This is a genomic window from Acinetobacter sp. DMC2, assembly GCF_056314305.1.
Genome location: NZ_JBQUYP010000018.1, coordinates 1 through 1,494, shown reverse-complemented (window position 1 = coordinate 1,494; position 1,494 = coordinate 1). Strand labels below are relative to the sequence as shown.

1 protein-coding gene and 1 pseudogene are annotated in these 1,494 nt (G+C 36.4%); both read right to left on the bottom strand.

Annotated elements, in window-relative coordinates:
• Positions 1 to 965, bottom strand: a 965-nt coding sequence (locus tag ACT53H_RS19115; protein WP_476009877.1) for a BapA/Bap/LapF family prefix-like domain-containing protein, incomplete at its 3' end; no start/stop codon positions are given.
• 379 nt (positions 966 to 1,344) lie between these two features.
• A pseudogene (locus ACT53H_RS19110) lies at positions 1,345 to 1,494 on the bottom strand (secretion protein HlyD); the annotation flags it as partial.

Sequence of the window (1,494 nt, the reverse complement as noted above, 5' to 3'; positions counted from 1 at the left end):
GGCGCTGCCGGTGCGATGGCATCAACAATCTCAGTTGCCGGTGGTGATGTGTTACCTGCCGGATCTGTTGCCGTTGCCTTAACTTCATCACCATCTTCAAGACCAGGGTTCGGTACTGTCCAACTGCCATCTGTACCCGCCACAACTGTTGCTGTTGTACCATCCGGGAACGTGACTGTTACTGTTGAACCGGGTTCTGCTGTACCTGTAATCGGATCTGTACCATTGATTGAATCAATCTCTGGCGCTGCCGGTGCGATGGCATCAACAATTTGCGTTGCCGGAGGTGAAATGTTACCTGCCGGATCTGTTGCCGTTGCTTTAACTTCATCGCCATCTTCAAGACCAGGGTTCGGTACTGTCCAGCTGCCATCTGTACCCGCCACAACTGTTGCTGTTGTGCCATCCGGGAACGTTACCGTAACTGTTGAACCGGGTTCTGCTGTACCTGTAATCGGATCTTTGCCGTTAATTAAATCTATAATTGGAGCATCTGGAGCAGTCGTATCTTTTTGTTTTGTGTCATCTGTTTTATCATCGCTATTATGAGCCCACCACAAAATTCCGGCTGCGGTTAGCGGTACAGATAACCATGCCCATGGAGATGCAGCACCGTCGTGATAAAGTAGTGGTTCAATACTATCAAGATAACTATAAGTAATATGTTCTAATAATACGCCATTATTATCAGTAAACTGTACCCACAATAACTTATGATTATCATCTTCGAAAACTAAACTATTATCTGTTGAATAATTACTATCATTAAAGAAATCAACTATTACTATTTGTTCACCATTTTTTAAAGTAATAACTGCATTTCTACCGTCTTGTCTAATTTCAGAAACATCATCTTTATTTACTTTTATTAAAATAACTGATGCTTCAGAAAGAGAGACTGTATCCTTTGTCGTAGTTTCTAAGGTTTCATGACTCTCCTTAGAAACCACCCTTATCTCAGACATATTTCTTCCCCTTCGTAGGATTATTTAATTAAACCAATCCAATTTAGAGCTCTTAAATTTTATTAAATAAGAAGAGCCCAAATTAAGGGATAAATTAGATAAAACAAAGGTCAACCTCAACGCAAAAACTAATTATAAACATGAATTGCATCACAAAAAAAACAGTAAAAATAAGTTTATTTATTAACCGAAATAAAACCAAAATTATTAATTATTATTTTTCAAAGAATTATGATCATATTAAGATATAAATATGCTTTTAATTTTTTTATGTTTTAAAGCACAAACAATAAAAACCACATATTTAAAACAAGATATTATCCTTATTAATAACTATATAGCTTTTAAGCATTTAAAAGCTATATAGTTATATATTTATTTATCTTTCTCTTAATGCTTCTTTCGCTTTATTAAACGGTTTAAGTAAGTAATCCAGTACGGTTTTTTCACCGGTACGAATATCTACTGTTGCCACCATACCCGGTGTAATACCAAAAGCCTTACCTTCTTTATTATAAAGCTTGTCAGA